14 protein-coding genes are annotated in these 18,366 nt (G+C 31.2%); 5 read left to right on the plus strand and 9 right to left on the minus strand.

What is annotated here, in order from left to right; translation table 11 throughout:
• Positions 1 to 256: 256 nt before the first annotated feature.
• Together folK and QM536_06075 are read left to right on the plus strand one after the other, a co-directional pair.
• On the plus strand, positions 257 to 751 hold the full coding sequence (folK, locus tag QM536_06070; GenBank protein ID MDI9356571.1) for a 2-amino-4-hydroxy-6-hydroxymethyldihydropteridine diphosphokinase: 495 nt from the start codon (positions 257 to 259) through the stop codon (positions 749 to 751).
• 12 nt (positions 752 to 763) lie between these two features.
• On the plus strand, positions 764 to 1,096 hold the full coding sequence (locus QM536_06075) for a translation initiation factor (GenBank protein ID MDI9356572.1): 333 nt from the start codon (positions 764 to 766) through the stop codon (positions 1,094 to 1,096).
• Here QM536_06075 and QM536_06080 read toward each other — a convergent pair.
• Together QM536_06080 and QM536_06085 are read right to left on the minus strand one after the other, a co-directional pair.
• Complete coding sequence (locus QM536_06080) at positions 1,089 to 1,628, minus strand: shikimate kinase (protein ID MDI9356573.1); 540 nt, start codon at positions 1,626 to 1,628, stop codon at positions 1,089 to 1,091. The genes QM536_06075 and QM536_06080 overlap by 8 nt on opposite strands.
• Positions 1,625 to 2,722: a hypothetical protein gene (locus QM536_06085; protein ID MDI9356574.1), complete on the minus strand. Its 1,098-nt coding sequence runs from the start codon at positions 2,720 to 2,722 to the stop codon at positions 1,625 to 1,627. The genes QM536_06080 and QM536_06085 overlap by 4 nt, the downstream gene beginning before the upstream one ends.
• Before the next feature lie 469 nt (positions 2,723 to 3,191).
• Between QM536_06085 and QM536_06090 the strand changes: the two genes are divergently transcribed.
• The 3 genes from QM536_06090 to QM536_06100 all read left to right on the plus strand — a co-directional run bounded on the left by QM536_06090 (position 3,192) and on the right by QM536_06100 (position 9,444).
• Entirely contained in the window at positions 3,192 to 4,742 is a 1,551-nt protein-coding gene (locus tag QM536_06090; protein MDI9356575.1) for an amidohydrolase family protein, read from the plus strand.
• A gap of 226 nt (positions 4,743 to 4,968) precedes the next feature.
• Complete coding sequence (locus tag QM536_06095) at positions 4,969 to 5,748, plus strand: queuosine precursor transporter (GenBank protein MDI9356576.1); 780 nt, start codon at positions 4,969 to 4,971, stop codon at positions 5,746 to 5,748.
• 72 nt (positions 5,749 to 5,820) lie between these two features.
• The gene (locus QM536_06100) at positions 5,821 to 9,444 is read left to right on the plus strand and encodes a DUF1080 domain-containing protein (GenBank protein ID MDI9356577.1); all 3,624 of its coding nucleotides are present in this window, start codon (positions 5,821 to 5,823) and stop codon (positions 9,442 to 9,444) included.
• A gap of 494 nt (positions 9,445 to 9,938) precedes the next feature.
• On the opposite strand, the gene sufC is transcribed toward QM536_06100, so the two are convergent.
• The 7 genes from sufC to QM536_06135 all read right to left on the minus strand — a co-directional run bounded on the left by sufC (position 9,939) and on the right by QM536_06135 (position 17,554).
• Positions 9,939 to 10,685 (minus strand): Fe-S cluster assembly ATPase SufC, encoded by a 747-nt coding sequence (sufC, locus tag QM536_06105; GenBank protein MDI9356578.1) that lies wholly within the window; start codon positions 10,683 to 10,685, stop codon positions 9,939 to 9,941.
• Positions 10,686 to 10,699: 14 nt separating this feature from the next.
• Complete coding sequence (gene ftsZ, locus QM536_06110) at positions 10,700 to 12,148, minus strand: cell division protein FtsZ (protein MDI9356579.1); 1,449 nt, start codon at positions 12,146 to 12,148, stop codon at positions 10,700 to 10,702.
• 30 nt (positions 12,149 to 12,178) lie between these two features.
• The gene (ftsA, locus tag QM536_06115; protein ID MDI9356580.1) at positions 12,179 to 13,618 is read right to left on the minus strand and encodes a cell division protein FtsA; all 1,440 of its coding nucleotides are present in this window, start codon (positions 13,616 to 13,618) and stop codon (positions 12,179 to 12,181) included.
• A gap of 21 nt (positions 13,619 to 13,639) precedes the next feature.
• Positions 13,640 to 14,416 carry a hypothetical protein gene (locus tag QM536_06120; GenBank protein ID MDI9356581.1) on the minus strand — a complete coding sequence of 259 codons (777 nt, stop codon included), beginning with the start codon at positions 14,414 to 14,416 and terminating at the stop codon, positions 13,640 to 13,642.
• A gap of 575 nt (positions 14,417 to 14,991) precedes the next feature.
• The gene (locus QM536_06125; GenBank protein MDI9356582.1) at positions 14,992 to 15,375 is read right to left on the minus strand and encodes a DUF1987 domain-containing protein; all 384 of its coding nucleotides are present in this window, start codon (positions 15,373 to 15,375) and stop codon (positions 14,992 to 14,994) included.
• Positions 15,376 to 15,567: 192 nt separating this feature from the next.
• On the minus strand, positions 15,568 to 16,665 hold the full coding sequence (locus QM536_06130; protein MDI9356583.1) for a TlpA disulfide reductase family protein: 1,098 nt from the start codon (positions 16,663 to 16,665) through the stop codon (positions 15,568 to 15,570).
• Positions 16,666 to 16,846: 181 nt separating this feature from the next.
• A complete protein-coding gene (locus QM536_06135) occupies positions 16,847 to 17,554 on the minus strand; it encodes a 3'-5' exonuclease (GenBank protein MDI9356584.1) in 708 nt (235 codons plus the stop codon).
• Positions 17,555 to 18,366: the final 812 nt, after the last annotated feature.

Consider the following 18,366-nt stretch of genomic DNA (forward strand, 5'->3'; position numbering starts at 1 on the left):
GAATTATGAATTAGGGTTGAGAGTAGATTTCAAAACTTTATCCAAAGGAGAATATATCATTATACTCTATGGAGAAAAAGGAGAGGTATTAAAAACAGAAAAGATAATAAAAGAGTAGCTATTATTATAAATACTAAAGAGAGCGTTGATGAGACGCTCTTTTTTTTTTATTATATTGAAACATATTTAAAAAAGGTGTAACTTGCACTTGATCACCAGAGTATTTACAATTATTCTATCCATCAGAAATAAAACAATGAATTATCATATTTTATTAGGCTCTAATAAAGAAGAGATGCTCTCTACCATAGAACAAGCGAAAAGAATGCTTTCAGAAAAAAAACACCGCATTCTATCCCAATCATCTTTTTATAAAACAGAGCCTTGGGGGGAAAAACAACAACCCGATTTTTTAAACCAAGTTATTATAATCCAAACAGATACCACACCTTTTCTTTTATTAGAGCAACTCCAAGAAATAGAAAAACTACTTGGAAGAACCCGAAATGAAGAGAATAGATGGGCTGAAAGAACCATAGATATAGACATCCTCTATGCTGAAAATACCATTCTCAAAACGGAAACATTGACAATCCCACACCCCCTCATCCATTTGAGAAACTTTACTCTTATTCCTTTGGTAGAAATTGACCCTTTTTTTATACATCCTCTTTTAAAAAGAAACCAACAACAATTACTCCATTCCTCTCCCGACAAATGCACCGTCATACAACATACAAATCTTTTATAACATTAAAATAGAATGCAAAAAAAAAACAAGTCAGAGAATCACATTGTATACTCTACCAATCCTCAATTTTTATATTCACAAGATAATCAAGCAGAAGAAAAAACAGTTTCTGCCGAAAAACAAAAATTATATGTATACTATGAAACAAAAGGAAGGAGAGGAAAACAAGTCACTATCATTACTGGATTGAAAGGAAGAACAGAGGATTTAGAAATTTTAGCAAAAAAAATAAAGATACATTGCGGCACAGGAGGAAGCGTAAAAGAAAAAGAAATAATTATACAAGGTAACTTTGTGGATACTATAAAAACATTCCTTAAAAAAGACAACTACTCGGTCAAATAAATGTATGTAGAGCAGAAACTATTTCACCTACCACCGTTTTTTTTTCTTTACAAGCAGTGTTTATTATAATGTCCGCTGTTTTATAGATAGGGATTCTGTATGAAAATCTTTTCTCGATACTGTTCTGAAAATCTTGGGATGAAATGGATTCAATAAGAGGACGTTTTTCTTTTTTCCTCCACAAGCGGACGGAAATATCCTCCCATGGGGTTTCTAAATAAATAGTAATCCCATTTTCTTTCATATGTTTCATATTTTCAAAAAAAAAAGGCGTTCCTCCTCCACAGGATAGTACATATTCTGTTTTTTTGTGTATAATTTCTTGGAGTACATGAGATTCTATTTCTCTAAAAAAAGGTTCTCCATCTGTTCTAAATATTTCAGAAACAGTTTTTTTTTCTTTTTTTTCTACTTCTCCATCCAAATCCAAAAAAGGAATTTGAATCTCCATAGATAATATCTTTCCAACAGTAGTTTTTCCTGAACCCGGTAGTCCAATTAAAAAAAATTTCTTTGTACCTGCAAGTTTCATCTGAGAAGGGGTATGACTTCTTGTTTTTTAGGAGTATCATTATGATGCCACATTCCTGTTACGGTGCCTTCTTGCAAAAGAATAATACCAGGATTTGCTCGCATCATTGTTTTTAGAACTGTACCATCAGCAAAAAAATAAGGAATAGCCAATTGCACCTTGTGTCTAAATTCTTCAAAAGTGTTTTTATCTACTGATGTAATTGCCCATATTTGTATATCTGTATCCTTCTCTAACTCTTGTATGAGTGTATTTATGCGAGAAATATTTTTAACACTTGCCTGTTTAGGATCTCGTATAATAATCAATAGTTTCTTCCCTCTAAAAGATTCTTCTGTAAAATTTTGTTCCTCATTCCAAATATCATAATCTGTTATCTTGGGGGCCACCTCAGGATTTATTACTTTCATATTCTTGAAACGATAACTCGTATCTAAAGGATATGACTCAAAAGAATACTTTTTTCCATCTTTTTCCATTATATAAGTATACCGCAAAACCCCTGATGGTTTCATACTTTTAGGAATATTACTGCCTATTTTATATGCCCTAAAATCAATATACGGAAGATGCTCAATCGCATAATACCCTATAAAGGTGACAAGGATAACAGAAGCGACTATTATTATATTTTTTGTAAGATTGGGAGTGGAGGAAAAATAACTATTCCTTTTTGAAAATAGAATCACTATCAGACACAATAAAAAAATATCTTTGGAGAAAGATTGCCACGGAGTAAGTTTTAGAGCATCTCCAAAACACCCGCAATCCGTCACTTTATTAAAATATGCAGAATAAAAAGTCAGAAATGTAAAAAATACTATAGTCCAAAGCAACAGCCAAACGGTCAAACGAAACCTGTAATTCATAAGAAGAGAAATACCCAAGACCACCTCTAAAACACACAGAAACAAAGCAAGAGGAAGCGATATAACAGAGAAAACATGAAAAAAAGACCAAATATCCATACTGAATACTTCAAAATACTCCTCTAATTTTATAGAAGTACCAATAGGATCATTTAATTTGATAAGACCTGAAAAAATAAATAATGCCCCCACAATCCACTTGGAGAGTATAAAAAGAAATTTCATCGTTTTTTAAATTGTTTTTTAGTAAAATATAAAATTGTTTTTCCCTATACTACATAATTTCAAAGATGTATAGTTTTTTTTCTTATTTCGGTATTGTTAATGTACTATAATTTTAGTGAACTCTTAATAGATTTTCAACCGTTTAAAGAATTAAAAATCAAATCTTTTTAAAACATAAAAAAACACTAACTTTCATAAAATCTATATTACATTAACAATACCAAAAAAGAATATTTTCACAAAATACAAATGTTGATAGTTTTTTTATTTTTAAGTTTTTTTTTAGATAGTAAAGCACAAAAAATAATTTGAATTACAAAAAACTGAAATAATTTTATTTTTTTATAATACTATTTGTATACTAACATAATGAAGTTATGAACTTAATCAATTATTATAAAATATCTATATAAGAATCTCACCATTTTTTCTTTTACGTAATACCAAAAATAAAATATAGTACACTTATATGAAAAAAATAAATATTATTTTCTTCCTCATACAGATTATCTCGCTTTTATGGAACGAAACTTATGCTATACAGAAAGAACCTAATAGGAGCACTATTTCTTCTCTCCTTATAAAAAACGCGGAAATCGTAGATGGAACTGGTTCTAATTCTTTTCGTGGCTCTGTAAGAATAGTGGAAGATAGAATCACAGAAATAGGGAATTTAGCAGAGAAAGAACATGAAGAAATTGTAGATGCAGAAGGATTGACCCTTGCTCCTGGTTTTATAGATGCTCATAGCCATCATTTTGGTCTTTTAAAAGACGACCCCTCATCCATAGCTACTGCTAATCAGGGCATTACTACCATTGTGATAGGGCAAGATGGAGATAGTTACTATATAGATTCATTAGAGAAATCTATACAAAAAAATCCTATTGGTGTAAACGTCTGTTCTTATACAGGTCACTCTTTTTTGAGAGAACTCGTAATGGGTGAAAAAAATCTTTTGAGGACAGCAAGCCCCTTAGAAATAGATAAGATGAGGATTATTTTAGAAAAAGAATTGGAAAAAGGTTCTTTAGGACTATCAACTGGCTTAGAATACGAAGCAGCTTTTTATTCTTCTCCCGATGAGGTGCTACAATTGGCAAAGATTTTATCAGGAAAGAAAAGAAGATACATAAGCCACATTCGTAGTGAAGATATATCAATGGATAAAGCTCTTGATGAAATCATAAACATCGGAAGAATAGCAAATATTCCCGTTCAGATTTCTCATATAAAAATTGCTAAAAAAGACAATTGGCATACCGCATCCCGTGTCCTTGAAAAATTGAATAATGCAAGAAAAGAGGGGATACATATCACAGCAGACGTCTACCCCTATAATTTTTGGAATTCTACGATGAGAGTCCTATTTCCGGATCATAATTATACTTCTTTAAAAAGTGCAGAATTTGCAGTTGATCAACTCTTTGATGCACGAAGCTCCGTATTAGTTAACTATGCTCCTTTTCCTCTTTATAAAGGAAAAACAATATATGAAATCTCCCTTATGAGAAAAGAATCTCCTGCTCATACCTTGATGTATCTTATAGATATTGCCTCAGAATTTAAGACAAAAAATCCAAATTACAACGGATCCATAGAGGCAATAGCAGGAAAATCAATGAGTGATGACGATGTAACAGATTTTATACTATGGAAACACAGTGTAATTTGCTCTGATGGAAATGGAGGCGGACACCCTAGAGGGTACGGGTCTTTTACAAGAATTTTAAATACGTATGTGCGAGAACAAAAAAAAATAACACTCCCCGTAGCAATTCATAAAATGACAGGATTAACAGCAGAATATTTAGGAATCCAAAAACGAGGTGTTATTACCGTTGGTTATTACGCCGATTTAGTATTATTTGACCCCAATCAAGTAAAAGATAACGCTACTATTCATAACAGCCATTTACTTTCTTCAGGAATCCTTATGGTTTGGATAAACGGAAAAAATGTTTATAAAAATAAAAAATCTATTCCCAATCTTTCCGGAGTTTTTATAAAAGCACAATGAGAACATAATATTACATTTCTACGTATAAAAAATTTTTTAACAATCAAAAATACAACAACTAAATTCACAAAAAACTTCATGAAAGCACTCATTTTTAACAAAAAAAACCATAAAAATTACAATACGCAAAAGATTTTAAAAAAAACAAAAATATACTTTATCTTGTGCAAATACATTGATCACAACATATCTGTTTTTTAAGTTGAACCTATTAAGAATACAAACAATGAATCAATCATACCATTCTCGTAAAAATAACCTTTTTATAATGCTTGCTGCTGTTTTTGTAACAAATGCTTTGGTAGCAGAAATAATAGGAGTAAAAATTTTTTCTTTAGAAAACTCATTAGGAGTAGCACCAGCTCAAATACACTTATTCAATGGCTTTGTTTTAGATTTTAACCTTACAGCAGGAGCCATCATTTGGCCCTTTGTATTTATCGTTACAGACATTATTAATGAATATTTCGGAAAAGAAAAGTTAAAACAAATAAGCTATATTACTGCTTCACTGATAGGATATTCTTTTTTGATTATTTATATTTCTACGGTATTAGCCCCTTCGCCTTTTTGGATAGATATTAACAAAACCTCTATCGGCACAGATGATTTTAATATAAATTCTGCTTTTCTGGTTATTTTTAGACAAGGAATAGGAATTATGCTAGGCTCTATAGTTGCTTTCTTAGTAGGGCAGGTAGTAGATACTATCGTTTTTCACAAAATAAAACAAAGAACCCAACATAAAAGAGTATGGCTTAGAAGCACAGGATCCACTTTAGTAAGCCAATTTATAGATAGTTTTATCGTAATATTTATTGCTTTTTATCTTTTTGCACCCGAAGCACAGCGCTGGTCAATATCACAGGTATTATCTATAGGTATCATAAACTATATCTACAAAGGATTTGTAGCAGTTCTATTAATCCCCTTTATTTATTTTTGTCATTACTGTATCGATGAATACTTAGGAAAAGAAGAAAAAGATTTAGGAAATACTTTGTAAAATCTAAACAACAAGCACAAAATCTAATAATTTAAAATAAAAAAAACATTCATTCAACAATAAAAATAAACTATGAAAAAAATATACTTTTTAGTATTACTAATAGTAAGTGTTACAGGAGCTTGTAATCGAGAGAAAAAAGAGAGAGGAGATGTATCCGTTTTTAGATCTGTATTAGATGGAATTCCGAGAATGATAACGGTCGCACTCCATCCCGATTTATGGGTAGCATATAATGCCGATAATGGACAAATCTACAAAGTATGGAAAGGAGGTGTAAAATTAGAAGGTGCTGTTTACAATACTATACACGGACCACAACCCTCAAGTTTTGGATATGTATATTATTTAGATACAGCTCTTACATCCTCATGGACCATAGAAAAAGATGCATCACCTCAAAACACAGTTGCGAAGTATAAAGGATATTCTTTTGAAAATGGAAATGTAAGTTTCATTATAGAGCTTACTTCTGCAACAGAAAAACTCACCCTCTCTGAAAATGTAATTTTTATTCAAAAAAAAGGAAAGATAGGGTTCAAAAGAATCTTTAAAATACAACATATTCCATCAGGCATCAATGCTGTTCTTCATACACGTATTACTTCTTTAGCATCACCCGATGATTATACCATCATTGGTAATTTTACTCCTAAAACACAATACTCTGTAAAAAAAGGAGAACGAACACTGACCACCATAGAAGGCACTTTATCTGTTGATGCAAACCCCACCGAAATACAAATTTTCTATCCCATACTCAAAGAAGAAATAGAATCAGAAACAGAATCTCTCACAGAGCATACAGGAAAGAACCTCATTGCTAAAAATGACTGCAAAACATGTCATAATGAAAAAGTAAAAACAATAGGACCCTCTTATCTGTCCATTGCCCGAAAATACTCCGAAAACACAGAAAATATACAAAGATTATCTGATAAAATTATCCAAGGCGGAAAAAATGTTTGGGGAGACGTACCAATGACACCACACCCATCATTAAAAAATGAAGACGCTCAAGAAATGGTCAAGTATATTCTCACCTTAGACGATAACGAACAAAAAGGCGATGCGGCACTTTGGCATTTAGGTGAAAAATCCCTCCCTATCAACTGGAAAGATACAAAACCCGAAATAAGGTCTTCTCAAAAAGGATTTGCACTGAATCTCTACACCTTTGAAGGGGATACTCCACGTTTTTCCATTTTAGAAAAAACAAAGCCCATAAGAGTCGCTACCACACCTTTTATTCATTTGCTAGAGCCATCGGATTTTTATTTTTTACAAAACGTATATATAGAAATAAACGCCAATATACATATTCCCAAAACATCCAGCTACCTCTTTAGAATAGCAAGTGATGATGGTTCTCGTCTTTATATAGACGGAAGAAAAATTATTGATAACTGGGGCTACCACGGAGCAGAACCAAAAGATGGAGAAATATACCTCAATGAGGGTATCCATACTGTAAAAATCACTTTTTTTCAAGCAGGAGGTGGTGCTGCTCTCTCCTTCCAATGGTTTAACAATCAAAAAGAAGCTTTTGAAATCATTCCCGATTCTCTTATAACTCACAATGCGGAAGATTTTAAAGAAACAAAACCATACAGAGAAGCAAAATACTTTGCTAAGTCCATACCCGGAGATAAAATACCCTTAAATGCAGTGCATCCGTCTTTTTCTGTTTATCAAGCCAGACCTGATAATTTTATGCCAAAAGTAGGTGGTATGGACTTTCTTTCCAATAAAAAAATGGTTATTTCTACTTGGGACGAAACGGGATCAGTGTATCTCATAGAAAATCATAAAAGTCATAATCCCGAACTCATAAAAGTAAAAAAAATAGCTTACGGTCTTGCAGAGCCATTAGGTTTAAAAATAGTAAATGACACCATATACGTCCTTCAAAAACAAGAACTTACCCAACTCATAGATAGAGATGGTGATGATATCATTGATGAATATAGAAATATCAGCAATAATTGGAAAGTTTCTTCTAATTTTCACGAATTTGCATTCGGGTTACTCTATAAAGATGGATACTTTTATGCAAACCTTGCCACCGCTATACTTCCAGGAGGAGCAAGTGCAAACCCTCAAATTCCCGATAGAGGAAAGACAATAAAAATTCATAAACAAACGGGAGAAGTAGAATTCATCGCCCGCGGACTCCGTACGCCCAATGGAATAGGATTTGGAGTAGATAATGAAATATTTGTATCCGATAACCAAGGAGATTGGCTCCCCAGTTCTAAAATACTACACCTTTCACAAAATGCTTTTTTTGGCTCCCATTCCGTTTCCCCCGAAGAAACACAAAAACTAAAAGAAAAACCACCCGTAGTATGGCTTCCACAAGACGAAATAGGGAATTCTCCATCAGAAATTGCTCCTATCAATATTGGCGTCTATAAAGGACAAATGATCCACGGAGAAGTGACTCATGGCGGAATAAAAAGGGTCTTTGCGGAAAAAATAAACGGAGAATACCAAGGTGCCGTATTTAGATTTACACAAGGATTAGAAGCAGGTGTCAACAGAATAAAATGGCTGAATGATAGCTCTCTCTACATCGGCGGAATAGGATCCTCAGGAAATTGGAGCCACAATGAAAAAAAATGGTACGGACTCCAACGTATGGAATATAACGGAAAAACAGCATTTGAAATGCTTGCTATACGTTCCAAAGCAAACGGTTTTGAAATAGAATTTACGCTCCCCATCAAAGAAGGACAATACATAACCAACGAAACTTTTGTAGTCCATCAATGGTGGTATAAACCAACAAAAGAATACGGCGGACCAAAAATGGATTTAGAAACTCTCCGAGTTAAAAAACTTCACCTATCCGAAGACAGAAAAAAAATATTCTTAGAACTCCAAAATCTAAAACCACAGCACGTAGTATATTTTCGCATAACAGACCCTTTTATTGCCGAGAACGAAACAGAACTTTGGTCAACAGAAGCCTGGTATACTCTCAATAATATATCTGCCGAAAAAGGATTTGTGAGACCCCTTTCCATAGAACTCAACGCCCTTACAGAAACTGAAAAAAAAAATGGATGGGAACTCCTTTTTGATGGAAAAACCACCAAAGGATGGCATACTTTTGGAAAACAAACTATAGGAACCCGATGGAAAGTAATAAATGGAGAACTTACCTTTTTAGGAAAATCTACTACTGATACTTCATGGCAATCTTCCCAAGGAGGTGATATTGTAACTGATGCGGAGTATAAAAATTATGAACTCTATTTAGAATGGAAAATATCAAAAGGAGGAAACAGCGGCATAATGATACATTCCCAAGAAAATGAATCATATAACTATCCATGGGAAACAGGAATAGAAATGCAGATATTAGACAATGCCTTACACGATGATGCAAACTATGAAAAACACCGTGCGGGAGACATATATGATTTGATATCATGTAAATTTATCACAGTAAATCCCGCTGAACAATGGAATAAAGTCCGAATCATCTCCCAGAATGGGAATATCCAACACTGGCTAAACGGATACAAAGTTTCAGAATACAACATAGATTCTCCCGAATGGAAAAACCTTATAAATAATTCTAAATTTGCAAAGATGCTCCATTTTGGAAAAAACACAAAAGGAAAGATAGCCCTCCAAGACCACGGAGATAAAGTATCTTTTAGAAATATAAAAATAAAAGAAATGTGACGGTAATGAACACTTAATATCAAGGAAACCCACACTTAAAAATGTGGGCTTCTTTTTTTACATCAATTGGATATTATTCTCAATGAATCGGGAATGCACCTCTCTTTTTCGGAAATGGACTAAAAAGAGTCAAAGTATGTTTGAATATTTGTAGTAAAATATAAAAATGTATTTTATAATTTATTCGCGTCTTTTTTGTAACAATAAAAATAAAAAATACTATACCCCAAAGTGACACAAAGCAAATGCAAAGTTCGACTAATTTAGGAAAAATAAAATATCTACCCACAAAAATAAATAACCGATAATATTATAAAAAATGCGTTCTACCATTTTTTATAATATTATTTGTATACCAATCGCATGACACTCTATATAACTCAGTATAAATTCTCTTTAAAAGTAGATTTTTGTCTGATGCTCCAATACGGAAGGGGAATACTCCTATCTTAGATCGGATATCTCTGACATTATATTGTATAGAAAGTAAGGTGTTACATATCTTGAATAACCCAATCATAACCTTTTTTTTCTAATTCCAATGCAAGGTCTTTACCTCCCGATTTTATAATTTTTCCTTTGTAAAGTACGTGAACGTAATCGGGTACAATATAGTCTAATAATCGTTGGTAGTGAGTGATGATAATAGTAGCATTTTCTTTTGATTTGAGAGAGTTTACGCCGTTTGCTACTATTTTGAGCGCATCGATATCTAAACCGCTGTCTGTTTCATCGAGAATTGCAAGTTTTGGTTCTAACACAGCCATTTGAAATATCTCATTTCTTTTCTTTTCGCCACCTGAAAAACCCTCGTTTAAAGAACGACTCAAAAGCGATTGATCTATTTGGACTAATTTCATCTTTTCTTTGATGAGTTTCAAAAATTCTGATGCATCTAATGGTTGTAAATTTCTATATGCTCGGACTTGATTGAGGGCTGTTCTTAAAAAATTGGTAGTGGTGACCCCTGGTATCTCTACGGGATATTGAAAAGCAAGAAATATGCCTTCTTTTGCTCTCTCTTCGGGACTCATTTCTAATATGTTTTTATTGAAAAAATCAATTGTTCCTTCTGTCACCTCATAATTTGGCCTTCCTGATAATACAGAAGCAAGAGTACTTTTTCCGGACCCGTTAGGTCCCATTATGGCGTGTACTTCCCCCTTTTGTACTTCTAAATGGATACCATTCAAAATATTTTTTCCATCTATGGAAGCGTGTAAGTTTTCTATTCGTAACATTGTTGCTTTATTTTTTAATCTACACCTGGGTGAAGAAAGATATTAGAAGTGCTATTTTCATTTTTTGTAAAAGTATCTCCTACTGAATAGGGTGAATTTTTATTTTGAAAGGTATTATGGGTTGGTTCAAGAGATATTTTTTCCCTTTCGTAAGAAGGTCTATTTTGAAAAGATTCTATTGTAGGTTGATCTAAAGGCTCTGCTGGCTTATTTTCATATTGTTTTTCTCTTTCTTTTCTTTTTCGTTCTTGCTCTTCTTTATATGTTTCGGGTTTGAGAGATTTTTCTTCTTTGGCAATAAAATTTACCTTTGGTTTATTTTGGTATAGTTTATTTTTATTGGTACTATCAGCAGAAAAGAGTGTATTTTCTATTTCTTCATCTAAAGGTATGATATTTTTTTGATTACTTCCCACAAAAACTCTTTTTTCGGCTTCGTTTTTATTTTTTGGTTGTTCTGTAAGCGTAAAGTGTCGGTATGGTGATTCTATAGGTGTCTGTTTGGCAAAAGCAGTCACAATTATAAAGATGCTGAGTGAGTCATCTGTTATAGAAGCATCTTCATAAAATCCTATTTTCATATCGGGTGTTTGTCCGCATTTATCTTGTATAAATTTTTGTATTTTTTCATTCTCTTCGGGAGTTACTTCCCATTCAGGTTTTGTGCCATGTCCTACATTTATAAGCACTTTTTTAGCACCCTCCATGGATATGTTTTTCAAGAGAGGACATGAAATAATTTGTTCTATGGCTTTCAGACATCTGTCTTTTCCATTTTCTTTTCCTGACCCTATAAGAGTAGTTCCTGATTTTTCCAAAGTGTTATAGACATCTCTAAAATCTACATTTTTATATCCGGGAATAGTGATTATTTCGGCTATTCCCTTGGCTGCATTTGCGAGAATATCATTTGCTTTATTATAAGCAGAGCGTATACCACCGATTCCTGGGTATTCTTTTAGTATTTTTTCATTTTCCACAATTATAATAGCGTCACACACTTCTTGAAGAGCAGTTATACCGTCTACTGCATTTTTTCCTATTTTTTCCCCTTCTGATTTTTGAGGACTACTCACAATAGCTACGGTGAGTATTTGCATTTCTTTGGCTATTTTTGCTATTACCGGAGATGCACCTGTTCCTGTTCCTCCACCCATTCCTGCGGCTATAAAGATCATTTTGGTATTTTCTCCAAATATTTTTTTGATTTCTTCTTTTTTTTCTTCCGTTGCTTGTTTTGCCATTTCTGGATTTGTTCCCGCTCCTAATCCATCTTTTCCGAGTGTTAATTTATTTGGAACGGGGCTCATCTGTAAGCTTTGGTCATCCATATTGGTTACCAAAAACTCTACATCTTTAATTCCTTTTTCAAACATATAATTCACAGCATTCGTTCCTGCTCCTCCTACCCCTATTACTTTTATATAAGGGGTATTTTTTGTTTTAGGTATTTCTAAATACATTTTTGTATTATTTTATAATTATGTAATAATTTATTTTATATCATCTAATAAAAATTCTTTGGTTTTTTCTATTGCATTTTTAGTAAACTGCTTCGCATTTTCAGATAGTGCATCCAGGATACCCCCTTTTTTATGAGAAGTTGTTGTGGCAGAGGGTTCTGTTTCTTTTACTGTGATGGTGTTTCGATGATGGATAATATCATTTTTTGCATCATTCATTCCTTCTATGAGTAGTCCTACAAGTGTAGCGTATTTTGCATCGGCTATAGAACGTATTTTTAAAGAGTTTATATGCTCGGTTGGCCACCCTATTCTAACAGGTATCCCTGTTTTCAATTCTACAAGAGATTTTATTCCATCTTGGTTACTTCCACCACCTGTGAGGACAATACCGTGTTGGGTTATTTTTTTATGGTATCCCGCACTAATCATTTGTGTGTGTATCCATTCTATTATTTCAGACAATCGGGCATGTATAATTTCGGTGAGATATTTTTTAGGGATTTCTCGGGGTTTTTCTTCTCGAGAAGAATTGGCTACAGCTACCATCTGTTCTTGTTCTAATGATTCTGTGGGGTAAGCAAACCCCGCCTCTATTTTGATTTTTTCTGCGTCAGAAAACTTTATACGACATCCTTCTTTGATATCTTCTGTGAGTCGCTCCCCACCTACTGCAAAAACTCCTACAGATTGTACTGTTTTTTTTTCAAAAATTACATAATCCGTTGTACCCCCTCCTATATCTATAACGCATGTACCTTCATCTATCTCATCTTCGTTTAAAACAGACCTTCCCGATGCAATTCCTTGAAACATATACTTCACATGAATCTTCTCTTTTGCAATATAATGCAATGAGCTATCTATTTTACTTGCCGCTCTATCTATGCACATTTTTATTTTATTGACAGTACTTTCAGATGTAGTGATGACCATGAAATGCCCTTCTAATCGTGTGCCAGACCTACCTATTGGATTAGATACAGGTGGGTTATGATCAATTTTAAAATGGTGCTGGTATAATCCAATAATGATATTATTTCTTATGTCCGGAATTATTTTATTTTTTAAAGACTCTTTGAGAAGTTCTATATCATTTTTAGTTATTATGTGCTCGGATTCCTTTTCTTTCTCTTGGAATACCATAGTATGTTGTTTTCTCCATGAGGTGACGTGCCTTCCCGATACACCTACATACACTTCTCCAATAGTAACAAAACTCTCTTGAGCAAGTTTTAATAATACCTCATAGATAGCATTACTTGTATTTTCCACATTATCTATTTGCCCAAATTTTACCCCGTCACATTTTTCTTCCGCAAAGGATATTACTTCTAAGGTATTGTCCTGTCGCTTTAATTTTCCTACTGCCCCGCATATTTTAGTAGTTCCTATATCTAAAGCAACGGTATATATGCTCCCATCTTTCTCTCCCAAATGTAATTTCTTGCCCTCTTTATTATCTACCATACTATTTTTTATTTTTACTGCTTATTCACAGATAATTTGATTTTTAAATTTCACATTTACTTTTTTATATGTATTCCATCCTTTACTCGGAAGTATTTTCGTGTAAAAAACTTTTATTCTTTTGAATTTATCTTCTATATCTTCTATACTTTTTGCTCTTCCAAATTCAACTATTTGTCGGGATACCTGTGTAAAAAAAACAATATCTCCTGTGCTATAAAATATTATTTCTGAAACCTGGTTTTTCCAAAATATGTTTTTATCTATAAAATCTAAAAACTGAAATAGCTCCTTTCCTATATTTGTTTCTATAATATTTTTTTTAAAAGAAATGTTTTTATCAAATTGTATTAATACTGTCCTTGCAGTAAATTTATCTGAAAGAGGTATTATAGATCCTTGTTTCGTTATATAATTTCCGGTTATACCATTATTGAGAATTCTTCCTATAAGTTTTTTTTGAGTAATTGATATTTGTAGATTCCCAATAAAATCATAATACACCTCTGCTTTCTCTATAAAAAAATTTCTCTCTACTATGCTCTCTATTTCTTTTAAATCTATATCTTTGATATACTTCTTTTTTTCAAAACTATATCCTTCTCGTATAATACGAAAAATATCTTGTTCGTTTATAAAATAGAGTTCATCTGAGTAATCTATTTGAACAGAAATTTCCTGCACCGACCGGACATATTGCCTCCTGTTTACTTCTCTTATAATTATAAATAAGATGATAAATCCTAATACAAATAAAAGAATTTTTTGGACAGGCATCTTTTTCTTATTTTGTAGCATATTTACCAATATCTTTTTTTTGAATCATATTTTATAATTTTTGTATACAGTTTTATTACCATTTTATTAACAAAAAAAATATAATCTATGTTTGATTTCGTTAAAAATTACAAATAATTGATTATCAAAAAGATATATTTTTCTTATGATAAAAAAAATAGAATATGTATATTGAATATCATACAAACATTTTGAACAACATATCTTTCTATATTTCAAATTACAAAGAGAAGTTACTTGTATAAAACGAGGGTATAAAAATGAATGGGATTATCTTGAAAGAAAGGAATATTATAAATTACCTACATTTGGTAAATAAAAAGTCGATTTATACCAAAAAAGTAACATACACTTCATTATAAATAAAGGTATTTATGAAAGTGTATATTTTTTGTGTTACTGTATTATATTCGATGCTTTTCCAGTAGAGATTGCCAAATACTGCCAAAAATTAATGTAGATACTTTTTATTTTTTGAGAGAAGAGTAGTAACACGAATAGCAGATCTATATCTATAGTAAAAACAAAAAAATACTATACAGGTGTATGATGCTATGGAAATCTTTCACAGAAAGTTACGGTTTTTCCTTTATATTGAAAGGAATATCTAATAGGTCTTGAATATCTTCTCCTATTTCTTTCATATCATCATCATCAGCTTCGTAGTACCATGTAATATCTACTATTTTACTATCATTATTTTTTTGATAGTTTTTTAATTTTTTCAGCACTTCGTATATACATCGAGATGAGCTGGTATTAAAATAAACAAAATCAAAAGTTACTTTCATCTGAGTTTTACCGTGTATTACCAAATCATCCAATGCTTTAAAAAATTCAGAATAAAAAACCATAGGATTTTCTGGACTAGAGGTTCCAGATATACTTAAAATTCCTTGTTCAGCATCAAATACTAATTTAGGAGTGTTTTTTGTCGCTTCTTTATATATTTTTTTCATTGTCTAACTTTTGTTTATGTGTTTAGTGTAATTAGAATATCTGTTTTTATATTGGAAAAGAAATAATCTATATCTATTTTAAATATTGTCTTTTTAATAATAAGGTTAAAATACATTAAATTATTTTTTTTTTGCAATTTTTTTATAAATCTAAATAAAATACTTTTATTTTACTAAAATAATATCTTTTATTTAGAATTTATTAAAAATTTTTTCTATTTCCATCTCTATTTCTTTTCCCTCTGTTTTTTTTTCGATAATTATTCCTTTCTTATCTAATAAAATCCAATAAGGAATATAAGTTATATTATATATTTTGATTGCTTGTTGAATAGGTGCTTGTATATCTAATCCGTTTTTCCATTCCATTTTATCTTCTTCTATAGCTTTTATCCAAGATTCTTTGTGTTTATCTAAAGATATAGAGAATATTTCTAAACCTTTTATGTTATATTTTTTATATATTTTTTGAAGGGTAGGGTTTTCTTCACGACATGGTTTACACCAACTTGCCCAAAAATCTACTAAGACATATTTTCCTCGTAAAGAAATAAGAGAAATAGGTTCTCCATGAGGAGATGGAAGATGTATTTGAGGGGATATAGATCCTATTGGTAAAGATTTTATTTTCTCTATTTTTTCATAAAAGTAACTCTTGTAGGATTTATTGGATACTTCTTGGGAAAACTTTTCACTTATACTGTCTAAAAACAAAATCTCGTGCTCGTTATTTTGTAGAAGGTTGGTGAGTAATATACCTGATATGGAATTGTGAGTTTTCCATATAAGTTTTTTAATTTGTTGGTTGTAAGCGGCTTGTATTAAAAAAATACCCTCTTCTGTTTTTAGAGTATTGGTACTATCCGAAATCTCTCCGTATAATGCTTGCAGATGTTTTTTGTGTTGTTTATATAATGAATCCCCTTTTATAAGATATTCTGTATCGGGTGAGCCATTTATTTTATATACCATTTCATTTTCTTGCTCCCGTATATCAATAAAAATGTTATTCTTGTTTAGTATTATATCTATTGGATTTTGATTTTGTATATGTAGTCGTATCAGCACTTGTTCTGTATAAGGATATTGGGTTTCGAATGATTTATCTCCCGCTGTAAGAATAGTATCAAATGGTTGAAATTCTTTCCCATCAAATATATCTACTCTTATCGTGTCTATTTTGGTGTTGATATTTATTTTTCCAGAAAAAATTATTTTTTTCTCTGAATTATCGCATGAAATATGTGAAATTATTATGAGGTACAGTACTGTGATATAGATTTTTTTCATTTTTTATGGTATTAAACGAGAGATATTTACAATATGGTGCTTTTTTTATTCTTTCAGTATAACGCAAAATTGTTATTAAAATTTAATAAGGAAAATATCTTGTTTTTAAGAATAGGGGCAGAAAATCTGTTTATGAAACATGTAACAATAAAAAGGTTGTTTTGTATGTATACGCAAATACTTACACAAAAATTATATCTGTTTCCTCTAATATTTCTGTATTATGGAGACGGAGATATACCTGTGCTAAAGCAACTATATCTTTCATACAGTATTCTGCTATACCTACTATATTTTTTTCTTTATAATAGACACTATGTACTTGACTTCCGTCCATATCTGTTTTAGATGTTTTTATACCAAATAAAGTAGTGAGAGTATCTAAGGAAGTGAAGTTTTTTTTATCTCCAAATTTCCACATATCCAAAGTATCTATATGTTTTATTTCCCATGGTTTTTTCCCTTGCATTTGCAAGCAAGTTGGTAAAGGAATAGAATGTAATAGCATCCTTCGGCAGAGGAATGGAAAATCAAATTCTTTCCCATTATGGGCACATAAATAGGTATTTTCTTCAAATCTGTTCTGTAATAATTGAGAAAATTTTGCTAATACATCTTTTTCTCCATCATCATAGAGTGCTTTTACTCGTAGCTGCCTCGTTTTCTGTTCTGTATAAGTAAAAAAACCAAGACCTATAACGATTATTTTTGCAAATTCTGAATATATTCCTGCTCTTTCTTGGTATAATGATTCGGGAGAAAGCTTTTGGTCTCTATCTAATAATTTACATTTATGAATCCATAGATCTTTCCATTTCTCGGGTAATGTATCAAAGCTTTCGTATTCTGATACCGTTTCTATATCTAAAAATAATATTGAATCTTGCATGTTTGTGGTGGTAAGTAATGAATGTAAACAAGATATTGTTAAGCAAATGGAGATAGTCCATTCTTTCAGTACAAAATTAATAATTTTAAAGATTTCTCTACGATATTTTGTGCTTTTGAATAACGTTTACCTTTTCTTTTTAAATTTGCTAAGTAATAATCATGCGCAAAATATAATAAGAATTCGTATTTTAAACATTTTAAATGTTATATAAAGTATCCTATATTCACATTACAACGAGACAATTTTTCCTCATTCATTTTCAAATTTTGCAATTAAATGCACTAAACTTTTTAACAAAATAAAAAAAATTGTAACTATTTAGCAAGTATTATTAGATTCTGAAATTTTTCGTGAAAATTGGGTAGTAAATGCTTTTATATCTAATATATTTTCATTGTAGTTCCGTTTTTTGAATGTTTATACAAAAATATTAAACTATTATTTTGTTTATAACAATTTTTTTATAAATGGTTAAATAGTTACAAACTTTGAGTTTTGAATGTAGTAACTATCAATTATGCAAAAGGTCTATTGATAAAAATCGTAAACGATAGTAATTTTTAATTAAAAATATGGAAAACAGATTATTAGAAATAAAGGTATTGTTAATGTAATATAGTAGGGTTCTAAAAACTGGTTTTTTAGGTTTTAATCTTTAAAAATATAAGAACACATTTTATATTTAAAAAGTCAAAACAAAAGTACATATTCCAGTATTATTAGTTTACATTTTTTCTAATTTTTCTAAAAAAACAGTTTGGATTCATCTTTTTTTATACTCTTTTACTGACTAAGCACACATATCTTAT

This window comes from Chitinophagaceae bacterium (assembly GCA_030053935.1).
In the GTDB taxonomy this organism is placed as follows: Bacteria; Bacteroidota; Bacteroidia; order Cytophagales; family JASGCU01; genus JASGCU01.

Bases quoted from the DNA above. Each gene is read 5' to 3' on its own strand.
- QM536_06120 (MDI9356581.1), bottom strand. From the start codon at position 14,416: ATGCTACAAAATAAGAAAAAGATGCCTGTCCAAAAAATTCTTTTATTT.
- QM536_06085 (MDI9356574.1), bottom strand. From the start codon at position 2,722: ATGAAATTTCTTTTTATACTCTCCAAGTGGATTGTGGGGGCATTATTT.
- ftsZ (MDI9356579.1), bottom strand. From the start codon at position 12,148: ATGTATTTAGAAATACCTAAAACAAAAAATACCCCTTATATAAAAGTA.
- QM536_06095 (MDI9356576.1), top strand. From the start codon at position 4,969: ATGAATCAATCATACCATTCTCGTAAAAATAACCTTTTTATAATGCTT.
- QM536_06135 (MDI9356584.1), bottom strand. From the start codon at position 17,554: ATGCAAGATTCAATATTATTTTTAGATATAGAAACGGTATCAGAATAC.
- sufC (MDI9356578.1), bottom strand. From the start codon at position 10,685: ATGTTACGAATAGAAAACTTACACGCTTCCATAGATGGAAAAAATATT.
- QM536_06080 (MDI9356573.1), bottom strand. From the start codon at position 1,628: ATGAAACTTGCAGGTACAAAGAAATTTTTTTTAATTGGACTACCGGGT.
- folK (MDI9356571.1), top strand. From the start codon at position 257: ATGAATTATCATATTTTATTAGGCTCTAATAAAGAAGAGATGCTCTCT.
- ftsA (MDI9356580.1), bottom strand. From the start codon at position 13,618: ATGGTAGATAATAAAGAGGGCAAGAAATTACATTTGGGAGAGAAAGAT.
- QM536_06100 (MDI9356577.1), top strand. From the start codon at position 5,821: ATGAAAAAAATATACTTTTTAGTATTACTAATAGTAAGTGTTACAGGA.
- QM536_06130 (MDI9356583.1), bottom strand. From the start codon at position 16,665: ATGAAAAAAATCTATATCACAGTACTGTACCTCATAATAATTTCACAT.
- QM536_06125 (MDI9356582.1), bottom strand. From the start codon at position 15,375: ATGAAAAAAATATATAAAGAAGCGACAAAAAACACTCCTAAATTAGTA.
- QM536_06075 (MDI9356572.1), top strand. From the start codon at position 764: ATGCAAAAAAAAAACAAGTCAGAGAATCACATTGTATACTCTACCAAT.
- QM536_06090 (MDI9356575.1), top strand. From the start codon at position 3,192: ATGAAAAAAATAAATATTATTTTCTTCCTCATACAGATTATCTCGCTT.